Here is a 16,083-nt window from a genome sequence, read left to right as displayed (position 1 = left end):
GAATTAGGCGTTGGACGGTTTTTTGATTTTTAGTTGTTGAAATGGTTAAAGTTATTTACGCAAGAGGCAAGAGGTTTAAGTGAAAAAAAGGTCTCTTCAAGTCGTTGGTTAGTGATGGTTGGAGGGTAAGAGACCTTTGTACCAATGGCGGACGCTAATTTCACGTAATGGGTACTAACATCCCGAAGGAATGCAAGAGGAATTGTATGCCCTTTGATTAGAGTAAAAAATCTAATTGACGAATTAATGAACAATGGCCGTAAGGAGCGAAATAATGCTCACTGTCGTAAAATGGTAAGTCTCTTCACAAGCGAGTGGTTATTATTTGACCAAGTCAGGGCGAGGGCCCTCCAGTCATTAGAAAGCCATTTGTGAGGTTGATTGTGAATGCTCAACAATTCTTAGTAACACTCCCGGGCAAAAGCTCGATGGATACATTTATCAAAGCCATGCTCTTGCTGTTGGTTGTTTATTTTTGCTATCAGGTCTTACAGCCATTTTTGTTACCCATCGTTTGGGGGGCTATTATCGCGATTGCCCTGATGCCTCTGGTGAAGGGGTTGCAACGTCGGTTCTCACTTTCCCAAGGCAAGGGGAGCATGCTGGTAACCTTGGTAGCGCTAGCCGCACTGCTTGTGCCAACCGTTTGGTTTTCCGGAGCTGTGGTAAGCACGACCCAAGACGTCGCAACGTCGGTCTCGGCAGGCACCTTGGTTATTCCGCACCCAGAGGCGTCGGTGGCTGAAATACCGGTAGTCGGTGAACCGCTGCATAAGGCTTGGAGCTTATCCGCAACCAATTTGGAAGGAGCGTTGGAAACTTATGCACCTCAGGTGAAAGCGTTTGTTTCTAGTGGCTTATCTGCTATTGGCAGCTTGGGCGGCAGTGTGGTCCAGTTCATTATCTCTATTCTTATTTCTGGTGTTGTAATGAGCAACTCTGGCCGCTGTAAAGTTATGGCGAATAAAGTGGCTGGTCGACTGCTGGGTGATAAGGGTGAAGAATATGTTGGCCTGTCTATTGCGACCGTTCGTAGTGTTGTTCAAGGTGTGATTGGTGTTGCGGTTATTCAGGCGGTTTTGGCTGGATTGGGCATGGGCATTGCAGGTGTTCCGGCTACCGGACTATGGATGTTAGCAGTATTGATTTTGGCGATTATCCAGTTGCCACCGATTTTGGTGCTGGGTCCGGTGATGGCTTACTTGTTTGCCGTCGAGACAACAACAGTGGCTGTGCTCTTCATGGTGTGGGGTATTCTGGTGAGCGCTAGTGATGCCGTACTGAAGCCAATGTTAATGGGACGTGGTGTTGATATTCCAATGCTGGTCATTTTGCTAGGTGCGCTGGGTGGCATGATGATGTCAGGTATTATTGGCTTGTTCGTTGGTGCGGTGGTTCTTGGACTGGGTTACAAATTACTGATGACATGGCTTGAACAGGCAGAGCCGGCTTCACAAGCTGATACTGAAAAAGAGCTAGCTGAAACAGCATTGCCTGTGGTGGTAACAGTCTAAGTAAGCAGGTTTTAAGTCAAAAAAAAGCTGCTTACAAATACAAAGAGAAGGTCAATGCCTGTTGTAGGCATTGGCCTTTTTTTGTTTGTTCTTCATCAATAGGTGGCTAGCCAATATTATTGTCATTTTGGATTTCTTAAATAGTTTAATTTATCAGTGGATCAGACTGATTTGCCCGTTTTTGCCCGTTTTTGCCCGTTATCCCATAAATCGGGCATTTTAATATTGTAAGGTTGCCCGATTTTGACCATTTCATCCTTTGATAGTATGAGGTTTATCACGGAAATGATTCCGTTTTAATTTGAATTTGAAGTAAATCACATTTTTTTAGCCTCCATATTATTAACTTTATCAAAACAACGGAGGCGGTATGAACGTAAGAACAAATAGAATTATCGATTATATTAATGACTCGGGTCGTGCCTCCGTAGCCGAATTATCAAGTGAACTAAATGTTTCCGTTGAAACAATTAGACGTGATTTGAAGCATTTGGATGCAATAGGTTATTTGGTCAGAGTTCATGGGGGAGCTGTAAGTAAAAAAAATAATGATGTAGGCACCTCATTTAATAACCGGGTAAAGAGCAATGTAGAAGTAAAACAAAACCTTGTTGATAAAATTATTCCACAGCTATTTGAAGGTGCCGTTATTGGTTTGGACGCAAGTTCTTCTTGCTGGCACTTTGCTCAGTCGATGCCTAACATCTCATGCACAGTGGTTACAAACTCTCTCAATGTGATTAATGCTTTAAAAGGAAAGGATAAGGTAAATATTATTGGCTTAGGCGGGAATTATTCTGAGAAGTATGAAGCTTTCTATGGGGTACTAGCCAAGAATATGCTTGATGGTATCTCGTTAGACCTATGCCTTATTTCATGTGTTGGTTTTGACTTTACTCATGGTGTATGGGATTCCAATGAATATAACTACGAAATAAAAAGAAAACTTATAGATATTTCTGAACAGGTTATATTAATCGCTGACAAATCAAAATTACACAAAAGAAGTTTGTTGAAAATATGTGATGCTGTCGAAGTCGATATAGTCGTTACGGATGTCATATTGGGCAGTGATAAGAAACGTGAAATAGAAAACAGTAACAACTTATTGATAATAAATAATTGACGTGAAAAATAAACTCTACCCAATGCTCCTAATAAATTTCGGGTAGGACACCCTACATAAAAAGGAAAATAAGATGACGGATATTATTAACGTTCCATCAGGAGAGGTTTCGGAACAAAAATCGGAAATAATACCGAAAGCGATTTTAATCCCCTTTATTTTGCTCACTAGTTGTTTTGCTCTCTGGGGGTTAGCGAATAATATGACCGATGTACTAATCGCACAGTTTAGGAAAGTATTTACGTTGACGGATATGCAGTCTGGTTTAGTCCAAACTGCATTTTACGGAGCTTATTTTGTACTTGCATTACCGGCGGCGCTTTTTATTCAGCGTTTCAGCTATAAAGCGGGTGTGTTGTTAGGACTAGGGTTATTTGCGACAGGTGCTCTACTCTTCTACCCTGCTGCGCAAGCGATGGCATATATGCCGTTTCTTATGGCACTGTTTGTTCTCGCGGGCGGCCTGTCCATTCTTGAAACAAGTGCGAACCCATACATTATTGCGATGGGGCCACAGGCGACAGCAACGCGGCGACTAAATATCGCGCAAGCCTTTAACCCTGTTGGTTCAATTACAGGCGTGTTAATCGGTAAGTTCTATATTTTATCCCAGCTTAACCCAGCGACAGAAGTCGAACGTGCAGCAATGAGCGGCCAAGATCTGGCAGTGATTCAATCTGCCGAACTAGACGCCGTCATGACCCCATATTTGGGCGTTGCTGCTGTTATTCTTGTCCTTTGGCTGGCGATTGCATTTACTAAGATGCCGGTGGCTAAAGATGCCGTTGTATCTAGCGACGAAGACCAATCTTTACGTGCTACGTTTGGTCGCTTATTGCAGAAGAAGCACTTTGTACGAGGCGTTATCGGCCAATTCTTTTACGTTGGTGCTCAGATTGGCTGTTGGTCTTGGACTATCCGTTACGTAATGACTCAAGTCGGTGGATCTGAGGCTGAGGCTTCTACCTATCTGCTTGTTTCAATTGTTACCTTTAGTGCCTTCAGATTTATCTGCGTGGGCTTGATGAAGTACGTCGCCCCTGAGCGCCTACTGGCCATTCTTGCTGTTGTTGCCACTTTGTTAGTGGGTGTTGTCATGTCTATTGGTGGCCTTGCTGGGGCTTATGCTCTAGTGGGTATCTCAGCGTGCATGTCACTCATGTTTCCAACTATCTTCGGCCTTTCTCTTCACGGCCTCGGTGGTGACTCCAAGTTTGGCGGAAGCTGCTTAATTATGGCTATTCTTGGCGGCGCAGTATTAACCGCAATCATGGGACAGATTTCAGATTCAATGGGCATCCAAGCTGCCTTCGTAATTCCTCTTATTGGCTTTATTTACCTCACTTATTTCGGTCTTAAAGGCTACAAAGCTAACTAACGCATATTAACCACTTTTCAAGAGCATATATTATGAACAACTTAGTTAAAATTGGTATTCGTCCTACCATCGACGGTCGTCAAATGGGCGTTCGTGAATCGCTAGAAGATCAAACGATGAGCATGGCCAAGAACCTTGCTGCGTTTATTGCCGAGAACGTTCGTCACTCTAGCGGCGAAGCAGTAGAGTGCGTAATTGCTGATACAACGATCGGCGGAGTTGCAGAAGCGGCAGCATGTGGTGAGAAGTTTAAACGAGAAAATGTTGGTCTCACAATTACCGTGACTCCTTGCTGGTGCTATGGCACTGAGACCATTGATATGGATCCGCATATGCCAAAGGCTATTTGGGGTTTCAATGGCACAGAGCGCCCAGGGGCTGTGTACCTAGCAGCAGCCATGGCTGGCCATTCCCAGCTAGGCCTTCCTGCTTTCTCAATTTACGGCGAAGAAGTACAAGATGCTGATGACAAGAACATTCCAAGCGATGTACAGGCAAAAATCATTCGCTTCTGCCGTGCTGGCCTTACTGTAGCGTCAATGCGTGGTAAGTCTTATTTATCTATGGGCTCTGTCTCTATGGGGATCGCTGGTTCTGTTATTGACCCATCGTTCTTCCAAGAGTACCTGGGTATGCGTAACGAATATGTTGATATGACGGAAATTAAACGCCGCCTTGACCGTGAAATTTACGACAAGGAAGAGTTTGAAATTGCCATGTCGTGGACGAGAGAGAACTGCGAAGAAGGCAAGGATTATAACGGCGAACCACTTTCTGTAGAGCGTAAACAGGAAGATTGGGCGACAGTCGTGAAGATGACGATGATCATGCGCGATCTGATGCAAGGAAACCCTAAGCTTAAGGCACTTGGATTTGGCGAAGAATCTATGGGTCACAATGCGATTGCTGGGGGATTCCAGGGGCAGCGTCATTGGACCGACCACCTCCCTAATGGGGACTTTAGCGAAGCAATACTAAACTCGTCGTTCGATTGGAATGGCATTCGTGAGCCAATGGTTATCGCGACCGAGAACGACAGTTTGAATGGCATCAACATGCTATTTGGCAAGATGTTGAGTGGTGAAGCGCAAGTGTTCTGTGATGTCCGGACCTATTGGTCGCAGGACTCCGTTGAGCGCGTCAGCGGCTTCAGGCCGGAGTCTGGCTTTATTCATCTTGTGAATTCTGGTTCTGCTGCGTTAGATGGATGTGGTGAAGCGCGGGATGCTGAAGGTAAGCCGGTCATTAAACCACATTGGGAAATGACACCACAAGATGCCCAAAACTGTCTTGATGCGACCAAGTGGCCACCAGCAATCATTGAATATTTCCGTGGTGGTGGTTTTTCATCGAACTTCCTTACTCATGGCGCAATGCCGTTCACAATGCACCGTATCAACTTGATTAAGGGGGTTGGTCCCGTCCTTCAAATTGCGGAAGGCTTCTCTATTGACCTGCCAGATGAAGTACATGACACCCTAAATGATCGTACTAACCCAACATGGCCAACGACTTGGTTCGTTCCAAAGCTAACGGGCAAAGGCGCTTTTAAGGATGTGTATTCTGTGATGGCGAACTGGGGCGCAAACCATTGTGTGATTTCTCACGGCCATATCGGCGCGGATCTAATCACTCTCGCTTCAATGTTGCGTATCCCTGTATGCATGCATAACGTCGAAGATAAAGATGTATTCCGTCCTCATACTTGGTCTGCATTCGGTCAGGATGTGGAAGGTCAAGATTATCGTGCGTGCGCTAACTTTGGTCCGCTATACAAATAGTTACTCGCATTTTTGTATTGTTCATCGTGATATGGGGCCTGGGAACAGGCGCCCATAATGTAAGGAATATTCATGTCTTTAGTGATTATTTTGGATTGCGGCGCGACTAACTTACGCGCTATTGCTATCGATAAACAAGGCGGAATTGTCGCGTCACATTATTTGCGTAATGAGACAGTATCTGGCCTGGAGCGTGCGGACTTTCATGTCTGGGACTTTGAACAAATCTGGCAAAAGCTGAGTGTATGTTGTCGTGAAGTGATGAGTAAAGTCGCTGAGCGTGAAATTAGCGCAGTATCGGTGACGACATTCGGCGTTGATGGCGCGCCGTTTGATGCTCAAGGAAATCAGATTTATCCCATTATTTCTTGGAAGTGCCCGCGTACGACAGCCGTGATGAAGCAGGTCGAAGAGGAGTTCGACCGAGAGTTGCTTTACCGGGAAAACGGCATTGGCGACTATAGCTTCAATACCTTGTACAAGCTCAAGTGGCTGAAGGACAACCAGCCGGAGATTCACCAGCAGATGGATAAGTTCGTTTTCATTTCTTCGATGATCACGAGCCAGCTTAGCGGGGTTGCTAGCACTGACAGGACCATGGCTGGCACTTCTATGTTGACCAATCTGTCAGATGGTAGCTGGAATCAACGCGCACTCGAATATCTCGAGCTGACAACCGATCATTTTGCACCCACTGTAAATGCCGGTGAGGTGATAGGGCACGTCCAGCAAGAAGCCGCCAGCGAAACCGGTCTGCCGGAAGGTGTGCCAATTGTATCTACCGGTCATGATACTCAATTTGCGCTGTATGGTTCGGGGGCGCAGGAAAACCAGGCGTTCCTCAGCTCCGGTACCTGGGAAATCCTCATGGCCCGATCACAGCAGCCGAGCTTGAATGCCCAAGTCCGGGCGGAGGGTCTCACGGTAGAGCTCGATTCAAAAGCCGGATTGTGTAACCCAGCGATTCAATGGTTATCAAGTGCGGTCTTGGAGTGGGTTGCAACGCGATTTTATTCTGATGTCGAGGATGGCAGCGCGAAGTACGAATTAATGATCTCGGAGGCCGCAGAGGTACCATCTGGCTGTAATGGCGTTCGCTTCAAGCCGAGCTTTGCTGTTGACGAGTCGGGGCAGGGCGGCGGCGAGCTGACGGGGCTATCAATCAACACTACCCGTGGTGAGATTTACCGTGCAGCGTTGGAAGGCTTGGCCGAGCAATTGCGCCAGAGTGTCGAGAGGCTGACCGGTAGCTGTCAGCTCAAGCAAGATAACCTGATGGTGGTCGGCGGTGGGGCGCGCAACCGATTATGGAACCAGATCCGCGCTGATGTCCTGGGCCGACCGATTCAAGTGGTCGAGCAGCCGGAATCGACTGTTATTGGCGCTGCTATGTACGCATTCGCTGGTGTCGGCGAGTTTGATAGTCCATATGCAGCGCAGCAGGCAATGAAGCCCAGCTTCAAGACCGTGCTGCCGTCGCAACCAACAGAGGAAGGCCAACATGCTTAAAGGAATTCACTCGTCGCTATCACCGCAATTGCTGGCGACGCTGTGCGAGATGGGGCACGGCGACGAAATTTTGCTTGCTGATGCGCATTTCCCCGCCCATACATTCAGCAACAACGTCATCCGCGCCGACGGGGTGGCGGTCGATACCCTGCTTGAGGGAGCGCTCGCCCTGTTTGAACTGGACCAATACGTGGAAAAGCCGCTGATCATGATGTCAGCCGTGAGCGGTGATCAACTCGACCCTAAGGTTGAAGAGAAATACTGCTCCGCGATTGACCGTGCTATTGCGGCTCGCCCTCAAATTGAGCGTATCGAGCGCTTTGCTTTTTATGAACGCGTTAAATCTTGCTATGCCGTGGTACTCACCGGCGAAACAGCCAAATACGGCAATATTATCTTGAAGAAAGGCGTTACGACCTGCTAAGGAACACATTATGACTCGCAATGAAATTTCACAACAAATCATCGATACCTGCCTGGAAATGACAAGGCTTGGTCTTAACCAGGGAACAGCAGGCAATGTTAGTGTTCGTTTCGATAACGGAATGTTGATTACGCCAACTGGTATCCCATACGAAAAGCTGACTCCTGAGCATATTGTTTATGTCAGTAATGACGGCACCTTTGAAGAAGGCAAGTTGCCGTCATCGGAGTGGCTGTTCCACCTCACCTGCTACCAAGTTCGCGATGATGCTAACGCGGTAGTGCACAACCATGCCATCAACTGCGCTGCCGTGTCTATCCTGAACAAGCCAATCCCGGCCATTCACTATATGGTCGCAGCGTCGGGCTCGAACCAGATCCCGTGCGTTCCCTATGCGACGTTCGGCAGCCAAAAGTTGGCCGAGTACGTCGAGCAGGGCATGAGGCAAAGCAAGGCCATCTTGCTGCAACACCACGGATTGATTGCGGCAGAGGCGAACCTGGACAAGGCGCTGTGGCTAGCCCATGAAGTCGAAGTGCTGGCGGATCTCTTCCTCAAGACCTTGTCTATTACCAACGACGTCCCTGTGCTTGACGATGGCGAGATGGACGTAGTTTTGGGCAAATTCCAGTCGTACGGTCTGCGCGTAGAGAAGTAAAGGACTCGGCCTGCGCCGTGAAGGCGCGGGCTTTCAATTATAAGGAAATAGACATCATGGCATTTGCACTCAATATGCCCAAGCTCAGCTTGATGGGCGAAGGCGCCGTTGCTGATTCTATCGAAGTGCTTAACCAGCAGGCGATAAATAAAGCGTTAGTCGTGACAGATAACAATCTGCTAGAACTTGGTATCTTGGATTTATTATTTTCTGCGTTGAGTAAGAAAGGTATTGAATACCATATTTTTGATCAAGTAACTCCAAATCCAACGGCGGAAATAGTCCGTAAGGGCTATCGCGAGTACCTCAATAATAAATGTGATTGCTTTATTGCCGTTGGCGGCGGAAGCCCGGTTGATTGCGCCAAAGCGATTCGTATTATGGCGTCTAATGACGGCGATATTTGCGACTACAACGGTGTTGGCAAGGTCACCAATGCCGGCGACTTCTTCGTGGCAATCAATACCACGGCGGGCACGGCGGCAGAGATGACGTCGAATTCGGTGATCACCGACGAGGAAAACCAGGTGAAGATGGTGATCATCGATGCCAAGCAGATCCCCGATGTCGCGGTGAACGATCCTGCTCTCATGGTTGGGTTACCTGCAGGTATTACCGCTGCGACTGGAATGGATGCGCTAACGCATGCAATCGAATCCTATGTGACCCCCGGGGCGCATTCGCTCACCGAGCCTACCGCGCTGGAGTCCATCAGGCTGATTGCGCAGTGGCTGCCGGTCGCGGTTGAGGACGGTGGAAACATTGAGGCCCGGGACAAGCTGGCCTGTGCGCAGTTCTTGGCGGGTATGTCGTTCAACAGTGCCGGACTGGGGCTCGTTCACGCCATGGCACACCAGCCGGGGGCATCCCATAACCTACCTCATGGTGTATGTAATGCGATATTGCTGCCGATAGTGTGTGAATTCAATGCTCAAACAAACCCCGAGCGCTTTAGAGCAATCGCTGAGGCGATGGGGGCCGATACGAGTATGGTTAATGACATTGATGCAGCAAATCATGCTATTGCGAGAATTCGTCAATTATCTGAGCTTGTGGGCATCCCGAGGGGGTTGTCCCAATTGGGCATTACAGAGAAAGACATTGGTTCTTGGATTGATAAGGCGATGCTCGATCCATGTGTGGGAGGCAACCCACGAAAACCGACCCCTGATGAAGTAACGGCTTTGTTCAAACAAGCCTTGTAATAACTATCAGGCTATCGCTACCACCCCAATGGGCTGGAATCGATAAAAAGAAAGGTCAATGCCTGTTGTAGGCATTGGCCTTTTTTTGTTTAGTCTTTTGACTCTTTACCACAACCCCATTCGCAAGGGAGCTCGATAAGGATGTCCGAAAGTTGTTCTGGGTGCAGCATTTGCTCGGAAGGGATATTGAATTGGGTTGCCATGGTTTGGTTAAACAGCTCCCAATGGTTCAGTAAACATTGCTCTTCACTGGCTCCTTCCCACGTCTCCAAAATAAAGGGCTTCATGCTGGCGGCACCATGGGCAAACATCATCATCTGCCACTTCATCTCCCATACCTTGATTGGTGTGGTTGGGAAGTCCCGGTTGCAGTTATCAACCAGTTTATTAACGAAATTTTCAAGATCGCCGTTGCTATCGAAGAAATAGTCCATCAGCACATCACCCTGCCTAACGCCATCAGCAATCAGTTGTACTGGCTGAGGATGAGCGAGTTGCTGAGCGAGCAACATGGTAATAAAGCGATAGAGGATCACATTACTCGGCAGCTCAGAAGGAATTTCCTCCAGCAGCTTGTACATGTAGCTCAGAAAGTAAACTTGTAGGTTGTCACTGATACTGTGCCAGATCTTTTCCTTGCTGCCGAAATGGTGGCGGATCAAACTGTGCGACACACCCGCGCGCTCGCTGATATTCCTCAGCGATACCCTTTCATAGCCTAATTCGCAGAACATTTCTGCGGCGGTCTTGATGATTAGCAGCTTGGTTTCTTCGGCGGCCTGTGCGCTGCGGCGGCCCTGTTTTCTCTCGGTCATCATTATATCAGTTTCATAGCCCATGCCATTTTTACCAAAAAAACGCGGAGACGTCATCTGTGTGTTCACAATATTCATTTATTGTCCACCTGTAAAATATACTTGATCTACGGCAAGATCAACATATACTGCACGGGTGTGTAATATAAATCTCAGAGAGAATCGCCCGTGAAAGGAACGTCGATTACGTTCACCCCATTTGTCAGGGTGGCAACCTTGGTGTTGCTGGGAAGCATCCTCGCCGGATGTAACCAAGCCAACTCGGAAATAACTAAAGAAGTCGTTAAGCCTGTGAAATTGCTGGAAGTTCCTGTTCCAGCTAATCAGGCAAGCAATGCCTTCCCCGGAAAATTGGAAGCGACGCAGCGCGCCCAGCTTTCTTTCCAGGTACCAGGAGAAATCGAAAAGCTATCCGTAAGGGTTGGCCAGCGTGTTGAACGTGGTCAGGTACTGGCAGTACTTGATGATCAGGACTACCGTTTGGCCTTTGATGCCAAGATGGCAGAGTTTGAATTGGCACAGAGTCAGTTTCAGCGCGCCAAGCAGTTGTATGGCAAGAAGCTGATCAGTACTGATCAGTTTGATCAGCGCGAGACCGCTTACAAAGCCGCGGCTGCCAACCTTGAGCAAGCCAAGACAGATGTTGAGCATACTTTTATAAAGGCCCCTTTCAACGGTGTCGTCTCACTGAAATTTGTTAATCAGAATCAGTTCGTTGGTGCTAACCAGCCGGTGATGAATATCCAGAATGTGGATGAAATGGATGTCAGTTTCAGCTTGCCGGTGCCGTTTGTGAAACAGTCGAGCCTGTCGTCTATCCGTAGCACAGCGGTGTGGGTTGAAATGGATAACCACCCAGCCCAGCAGATCAAAGCCCAGTTTAAAGAACTCTCGACCAAACCGGATGCTGACACCAACAGCTATACCGCAAAAGTGACCCTTTCCCGCCCTGAAGCCATGAACCTGTTATCAGGCATGGTGGGCCAAGTGCATTTTGCTAAGCCAGAGCTGGCAACCGCATTGCGCCTGCCAGAAGGTGCTTGGGTTGAGAAGCAAAATGGCCAAGGCACACTGTGGCAGTTTGATCCTGCAACCGGCGTCGTCGATGCCTTAGAAGTGGTACTGAACGATAAGGGTGAGGTGACGTCTGGATTGACGCCGGGCGCCATGGTGGTGATCGCCGGGGCGAAAGATTTGTTACCGGGCCAGCAAGTGCGCTCTTGGGAACGTGAGGGTGGTATCTAACATGTTGAATAAAATGTCATTAGCCGCACTTTCGATGCTGGTGTTGGCCGGTTGCCAAGAACCGCCACAGCAACAAGAAACGGCTTCCCTTTCCGTTTCATCCCTGCTGGTTGAACAGCCAATTACCAGCCAGTTCCGTACTTTCAAGGGACAAGTTGAAGCGGCTGAAAACACCCCATTGGCGTTTCGTGTCGAGGGTGAGCTACAGCGCGTTTTGGTTAAGTCTGGTCAGCAGGTCAAGAAAGGCCAGTTACTGGCTCAGTTGGATGCCGACAAGTTTGAACAGCAGCGCAATGATGCGCAGGTGCAATTTCAACTCGCGACCAAACAGTTGCAGCGTGGCCGGGAGCTGTTCGAACGGAAAATGATTTCCAAAGCTGAGCTTGATGAGCTATCGGCGAATCATAAGTTGGCAAAAGTGAACTTTAACTCGGCTGAGCGTCGTTTGGGTTACACCCGTTTAGTCGCGCCGTTCAATGGCGTGGTGGCGGATGTGCCGAAAGAATCTTATGAGGCAGTCTCTCCGGGCGAAGCTGTGGTCAGCCTGTACCAGGACGATCTGCTTTATATCAATATTGCCGTATCCGATAACGTATTGGCGATGCTTAACCCGCTGCAGACTAACCGCAGTTATCAGCCGATGGCGCGCTTTGGGACTGAGTCGCAAACCTATCCGGTGAACTATCTTGAGCACACCAGTGAACTGGAGCCGCAAAGTCAGACTTACCGCATGTGGTTTGAAATGGCGCAGCGAGAGCCTGCTATTTTGCCGGGTACCAGTGTGTCACTACGTGTCGATATGGCAGAGGCTGGACTGAGTACCCAGCAAGGCTACCAGCTTCCTATGACTGCGATTGAAGCAGGGCGCGAAGAGGGCCAGTTCTTTGTCTGGAAGGTTGAGGACAACCAGGTACACAAGATGGAAGTGGGAATTGGTCAGCTCAACAATCACGGTGCCAGCGTGAGTAGCGGTATCAGCGAGGGAGATCGCTTGGTGACATCGAGCTTGCGTAAATTGCGCGACGGGATGGACGTGACCTTGTTAGTAAAACCAACCACAGAGGCGCAAGCCCAGTGAAATTGAGCATGCCTACCGTTCGCCAGCCCCTCATCCGCTGGGTAGTTTGGTGTGTGATCACGCTAGCTGGCCTGGCTTTCTTTACCGAGCTGGGCCAACTGATGGCTGGGAAGTTGATTGAAGAAGGCATGCAGTTTTTAGAGTTATCAATTCAGGCCAAGCCCGTTGTAACAACATCTATCGAGCTTGGTGAAGAAGATTGGGGATTGACTATGGCAGTAGCCACCATGGGAGCAATACAGTGAATATTGCTGAGTATTCAATAAAAAATAAAGTCATTAGCTGGCTGTTCATCATTATTCTAGCCGTGGGGGGCGTGACCTCATTTTTGGATTTGGGACGATTGGAAGATCCGGCGTTCACGATCAAGGATGCCATGATTATTGCCACCTACCCGGGGGCCACCACGACTGAGGTTGAAGAAGAGCTCACCTATCCGCTGGAGAAGGCAGTTCGCCAGTTGCCATATATTGATAAAGTCACCTCGACCTCTTCGGCCGGGATGACCCAGATTATGGTGAGTATGGAGATGATTTACGGCCCGGATGAGTTGCCACAAATCTGGGATGAAATGCGTCGCAAGGTTAATGATTTGCGTCCGACCTTACCATCGGGTGTGAACTCACTGCAAATTATCGACGACTTCGGTGACGTATATGGTGTGATGATCATGCTGACCGGTGAAGGGTACTCCTATGTTGAACTCAAGCAGTATGCCGATTACCTGACCCGCGAGTTGGAATTGGTTGACGGTGTTGGCAAGGTGAGCCTGACCGGTGATCAGCAAGAGCAAATTTTTGTCGAAATTTCAGTCGAGCGCATGGCAGCGCTGAACCTGGACATGAATACGGTGGTTGGCTTGCTTAACCAGCAGAACAGCGTAACCGCATCCGGCGAGCTGATGATTAATGGCCAGAACCTGATCATCCGCCCGAACGGTGAGATGAACAGTGTTGAGTCGCTGGAAAACCTGGTTATCCACGGCCGTGATACCGGCAATCTGATCCGCTTGAAAGACGTGGCAACCATCTCCCGTGGGGTGCAGGAAAAACCGGGTAACATCGTGACCTATAATGGTCAGCAGGCTATCAATCTTGGTCTTTCCTTTGCGTCAGGGGTTAACGTTGTCGAAGTCGGCAAACAGCTTGATGCGCGTTTGGCGGAGCTGGAAAACATCAAGCCAGCAGGCGTCGAACTGAATTACTTCTACAACCAAGCGCAGGAAGTCGATAAGTCGGTACAGGACTTTGTGGTCAGCTTGGGTCAGGCGGTGGCGATTGTTATCGTGGTGCTGCTATTCGCCATGGGGCTGCGCAGTGGTGTCATTATCGGTTTGGTACTGCTATTGACCGTGTTCGGCACCTTTATCATGATGAAACTCAATGATGTTGAGTTGCACCGAATTTCCCTTGGCGCCCTGATCATTGCGTTGGGTATGTTGGTGGACAATGCGATAGTCGTGGTTGAAGGGATCTTGGTTGGTTTGAAGAAAGGCCGAACCAAGGTTCAGGCAGCGGTCGATATTGCCAAGCAGACCCAATGGCCGCTGTTGGGTGCCACGGTGATTGCTATTACGGCCTTTGCACCGATCGGTTTGTCTTCGGATGCGACCGGTGAGTTTATGGGCTCCCTGTTCTGGGTATTGTGTTACTCCTTGTTCCTGAGCTGGGTCACTGCGCTGACGCTAACGCCATTTTTGTCGGATCTGTTGCTCAAAGATGAAGGCAACAACCAGCAGGACGATGAAGACCCGTATAAAGGTGTGCTGTTTACCGTCTTCGCTGCCCTGTTGAAGTTTGCCCTACGATTCCGTTGGTTAACTATGGCAAGCATGGTTGCCCTGCTGGTAACGGCTGTGATCGCATTTGGTCAGGTGAAGCAGTCATTCTTCCCGCCATCGAATACGCCGATGTTCTATGTCGATATGTGGATGCCGGAAGGGACCGATATCCGTGAGACCATGGCGCAGACCGAAAAGGTCGAGCAGTATGTTCGCAGTCAAGAGAATGTGGCGTTTGTGACGACGTCTGTTGGTCAGGGTATGCAGCGATTCATGCTGACCTATCAGCCGGAGAAAAGCTACGAGTCGTATGCCCAGTTGCAGGTGCGTACCACCAGTCGCGACAATATGTTTGATTTGCTGCACAAGCTCGATGCCGGCTTATCAACCGAGTTTGACCAGCCGACATTCCAGTTCAAGCTGATGGAATTTGGCCCATCGCCAGCATCAAAAATCGAAGCACGGATCATTGGTCCAGACCCGCAAACCCTGCGTGATATTGCCCTGCAGGTCGAGGATGTGCTGTTGCAAGACTCTGGTGCGCGCAATGTCCGTCATGACTGGCGTGAGCGTACCAAGGAGTTGGTACCGCAGTTCAATGAAACCAAAGCTCGTCGCTTGGGGATTTCCAAGGAAGACTTGTCCAATACTCTACAGATGGCTTATGGCGGTAACACCATAGGGTTGCTGCGAGACGGCACCCATATGCTGCCGATCATTACTCGTCTGCCAGAATCTGAGCGAGTCGATTACGATACCTTGCAGAACCTGCAGTTGTGGAGTCCGGTACAGCAGGCCTATGTCCCTATCGAGCAGGTGGTTGACGGGGTTGATCTCAGTTGGTCCGAGCCTCTAATTCAGCGCCGTGACCGCAAGCGTACCCTGACCGTTCTGGCTGATCATGATGTATTGGGCGATGAAACGGCAGCAACCCTGTTTAACCGTATTCGCCCGCAGGTGGAAGCATTGCCGCTGCCGGTTGGCTACAGCATTGAGTGGGGGGGCGAATATGAATCATCGAAAGATGCGCAGGAATCCATGATGGCCTCAATGCCGATGGGTTACCTATTTATGTTCGTGATCACCATCTTCCTGTTCAATTCGGTGAAGAAGCCATTGGTGATCTGGGCAACGGTTCCGCTGTCGATCATCGGTGTTGCCTTTGGCTTATTGGTAACCAACATTCCGTTTAGTTTTACGGCGTTGCTTGGTTTGCTGAGCTTGAGCGGGATGATTTTGAAAAACGGTATCGTATTGCTGGATCAAATCAATATCGAACTGGAATCAGGCAAGGTGCCATATGATGCGATTGTTGATAGTGCCATCAGCCGTGTACGTCCGGTGAGCATGGCTGCATTGACCACCATCTTGGGTATGATCCCACTGGTATTCGACGCCTTCTTCAACTCGTTGGCGATCACCATCATGGCTGGTCTTGGTTTTGCTACTGTCCTGACCCTGATTGTGGTACCGGTGTTGTTTGCCTTGTTCTACAACGTTAAGCAGCCAGCAAAATCTTAACTAGATAGATTGCTGTAGAGCAAAAGACAAACCCCGTTGTGTGTTGCGC

Annotated in this window: 13 protein-coding genes; 12 read left to right on the top strand and 1 reads right to left on the bottom strand. The window is 49.0% G+C overall.

Annotation, left to right across the window (positions count from 1 at the left end):
• Positions 1-428 precede the first annotated feature (428 nt).
• The 8 genes from L4D79_RS09005 (at position 429) to fucO (ending at position 9,595) form a co-directional block, all read left to right on the top strand.
• Positions 429-1,514, top strand: coding sequence for an AI-2E family transporter (locus tag L4D79_RS09005; RefSeq protein WP_428650212.1), 1,086 nt, complete (start codon positions 429-431; stop codon positions 1,512-1,514).
• 370 nt (positions 1,515-1,884) lie between these two features.
• Positions 1,885-2,640 (top strand): DeoR/GlpR family DNA-binding transcription regulator, encoded by a 756-nt coding sequence (locus tag L4D79_RS09000; protein ID WP_428650209.1) that lies wholly within the window; start codon positions 1,885-1,887, stop codon positions 2,638-2,640.
• Positions 2,641-2,713: 73 nt separating this feature from the next.
• Entirely contained in the window at positions 2,714-4,018 is a 1,305-nt protein-coding gene (gene fucP, locus L4D79_RS08995) for an L-fucose:H+ symporter permease (protein ID WP_428650206.1), read from the top strand.
• 32 nt (positions 4,019-4,050) lie between these two features.
• Positions 4,051-5,799: an L-fucose isomerase gene (fucI, locus tag L4D79_RS08990; protein ID WP_428650204.1), complete on the top strand. Its 1,749-nt coding sequence runs from the start codon at positions 4,051-4,053 to the stop codon at positions 5,797-5,799.
• A gap of 72 nt (positions 5,800-5,871) precedes the next feature.
• The gene (gene fucK, locus L4D79_RS08985; protein WP_428650201.1) at positions 5,872-7,308 is read left to right on the top strand and encodes an L-fuculokinase; all 1,437 of its coding nucleotides are present in this window, start codon (positions 5,872-5,874) and stop codon (positions 7,306-7,308) included.
• Positions 7,301-7,732, top strand: a complete 432-nt coding sequence (gene fucU, locus L4D79_RS08980) for an L-fucose mutarotase (protein ID WP_428650198.1) — start codon at positions 7,301-7,303, stop codon at positions 7,730-7,732. The genes fucK and fucU overlap by 8 nt, the downstream gene beginning before the upstream one ends.
• A 10-nt stretch (positions 7,733-7,742) precedes the next feature.
• The gene (gene fucA / locus L4D79_RS08975) at positions 7,743-8,390 is read left to right on the top strand and encodes an L-fuculose-phosphate aldolase (RefSeq protein ID WP_428650195.1); all 648 of its coding nucleotides are present in this window, start codon (positions 7,743-7,745) and stop codon (positions 8,388-8,390) included.
• Between the two features lie 56 nt (positions 8,391-8,446).
• Positions 8,447-9,595, top strand: a complete 1,149-nt coding sequence (fucO, locus tag L4D79_RS08970; protein ID WP_428650192.1) for a lactaldehyde reductase — start codon at positions 8,447-8,449, stop codon at positions 9,593-9,595.
• 89 nt (positions 9,596-9,684) lie between these two features.
• On the opposite strand, the gene L4D79_RS08965 is transcribed toward fucO, so the two are convergent.
• A complete protein-coding gene (locus L4D79_RS08965; RefSeq protein WP_428650189.1) occupies positions 9,685-10,488 on the bottom strand; it encodes a TetR/AcrR family transcriptional regulator in 804 nt (267 codons plus the stop codon).
• A 90-nt stretch (positions 10,489-10,578) separates the two neighbouring features.
• Here L4D79_RS08965 and L4D79_RS08960 point away from each other — a divergent pair, with 90 nt between their 5' ends.
• Genes L4D79_RS08960 through L4D79_RS08945 form a run of 4 tightly spaced genes read left to right on the top strand, consistent with a single transcriptional unit; the run spans position 10,579 to position 16,034 of the window.
• Positions 10,579-11,655 carry an efflux RND transporter periplasmic adaptor subunit gene (locus L4D79_RS08960; protein ID WP_428650187.1) on the top strand — a complete coding sequence of 359 codons (1,077 nt, stop codon included), beginning with the start codon at positions 10,579-10,581 and terminating at the stop codon, positions 11,653-11,655.
• A 1-nt stretch (position 11,656) separates the two neighbouring features.
• On the top strand, positions 11,657-12,733 hold the full coding sequence (locus tag L4D79_RS08955) for an efflux RND transporter periplasmic adaptor subunit (protein WP_428650185.1): 1,077 nt from the start codon (positions 11,657-11,659) through the stop codon (positions 12,731-12,733).
• Positions 12,730-12,978: a hypothetical protein gene (locus L4D79_RS08950; protein ID WP_428650183.1), complete on the top strand. Its 249-nt coding sequence runs from the start codon at positions 12,730-12,732 to the stop codon at positions 12,976-12,978. Before L4D79_RS08955 ends, L4D79_RS08950 begins: the two co-directional genes overlap by 4 nt.
• On the top strand, positions 12,975-16,034 hold the full coding sequence (locus tag L4D79_RS08945; protein ID WP_428650180.1) for an efflux RND transporter permease subunit: 3,060 nt from the start codon (positions 12,975-12,977) through the stop codon (positions 16,032-16,034). Before L4D79_RS08950 ends, L4D79_RS08945 begins: the two co-directional genes overlap by 4 nt.
• Positions 16,035-16,083 lie beyond the last annotated feature (49 nt).

This window comes from Photobacterium satsumensis (assembly GCF_050336935.1).
Classification (GTDB): Bacteria; Pseudomonadota; Gammaproteobacteria; order Enterobacterales; family Vibrionaceae; genus Photobacterium; species Photobacterium satsumensis.
Note: the sequence above shows the minus strand (reverse complement) of the source record. Positions and strands in the feature narration are given on the sequence as shown.

Excerpts from the sequence above, each read along its gene's own strand:
- L4D79_RS09005 (WP_428650212.1), top strand. The coding sequence starts at position 429 with ATGGATACATTTATCAAAGCCATGCTCTTGCTGTTGGTTGTTTATTTT.
- L4D79_RS09000 (WP_428650209.1), top strand. The coding sequence starts at position 1,885 with ATGAACGTAAGAACAAATAGAATTATCGATTATATTAATGACTCGGGT.
- fucP (WP_428650206.1), top strand. The coding sequence starts at position 2,714 with ATGACGGATATTATTAACGTTCCATCAGGAGAGGTTTCGGAACAAAAA.
- fucI (WP_428650204.1), top strand. The coding sequence starts at position 4,051 with ATGAACAACTTAGTTAAAATTGGTATTCGTCCTACCATCGACGGTCGT.
- fucK (WP_428650201.1), top strand. The coding sequence starts at position 5,872 with ATGTCTTTAGTGATTATTTTGGATTGCGGCGCGACTAACTTACGCGCT.
- fucU (WP_428650198.1), top strand. The coding sequence starts at position 7,301 with ATGCTTAAAGGAATTCACTCGTCGCTATCACCGCAATTGCTGGCGACG.
- fucA (WP_428650195.1), top strand. The coding sequence starts at position 7,743 with ATGACTCGCAATGAAATTTCACAACAAATCATCGATACCTGCCTGGAA.
- fucO (WP_428650192.1), top strand. The coding sequence starts at position 8,447 with ATGGCATTTGCACTCAATATGCCCAAGCTCAGCTTGATGGGCGAAGGC.
- L4D79_RS08965 (WP_428650189.1), bottom strand. The coding sequence starts at position 10,488 with ATGAATATTGTGAACACACAGATGACGTCTCCGCGTTTTTTTGGTAAA.
- L4D79_RS08955 (WP_428650185.1), top strand. The coding sequence starts at position 11,657 with ATGTTGAATAAAATGTCATTAGCCGCACTTTCGATGCTGGTGTTGGCC.